This window comes from Arthrobacter sp. P1_D4, from assembly GCF_056406115.1.
Genome location: NZ_JBFUAU010000048.1, coordinates 1 through 780, shown reverse-complemented (window position 1 = coordinate 780; position 780 = coordinate 1). Strand labels below are relative to the sequence as shown.

General features: G+C 68.6%; 1 protein-coding gene. It reads right to left on the bottom strand.

Annotated elements, in window-relative coordinates; translation table 11 throughout:
- A partial coding sequence (locus tag AC1D0A_RS21935; protein ID WP_476946838.1) for a substrate-binding domain-containing protein occupies nt 1-780 on the bottom strand: 780 nt, incomplete at both ends.

The window sequence follows — 780 nt, the reverse complement described above, 5'->3', positions numbered from 1 at the left end:
TGGGAGGCGCGGTGGAGCCGCGCTCGATCAGCCGGTGCGGCATGATCTTCGGCCCCAGGTCGCGGGAGCGGAGCAGCTTTTTCACGGCCATCCGTCCCATGTCCTCGAGCGGCTGGGCCATGGTGCTCAGCGGCGGGTTCACGTGCAGGGAGGTGGAGGTGTTGTCGAAGCCYAGSACCGAGACGTCYTCCGGCACCCGGAGGCCGCGCCGCTGCAGTTCATTGACGACGGCGGCGCCCATTTCATCGCTCATCGCGAAGACGGCGGTGAGACCGGGGTCCTGTTGCAGCACTTCGTCCGCGCCGGCGGCGCCGCTTTCGTAGAAGAAGCTGCCGGTCGCCGTCACCGGGGTGCAGTTGGCTTCGTTCATGGCGCGCAGGTAGCCGCGCTTCCGGGGCTGGGCGACGTAGATCGACGCCGGATCCCCGGTCAGGAGGCCGATGCGCCGGTGGCCGAGCCGCAGCAGGTGACGGGTCGCGTCATAGGCTGCCTGCTCGTCGTCGATCGCCACGCTGGGTGAGCCCGACTTGTCGCTAATGGCGACGGAGATGATGGGAACATTGGGCCCCAGCAGCTGCCGCGTCTCCGGCGTGATCACCGCGGAGATGAGGATGACGCCGGCGGCCCGGTAGGTGCGCAGGGTCCGCAGGTAACCGGCGATGTAGGCGGATTTTGCGCCGGTGCGGCCGAGCATCACGGCGTAGCCGCGTTCCTGGGCTTCCTCCTCCACTCCCTGCATGACCTGGGAGGCCAGGGCATCCGAGACCATCGGTGCGAGCA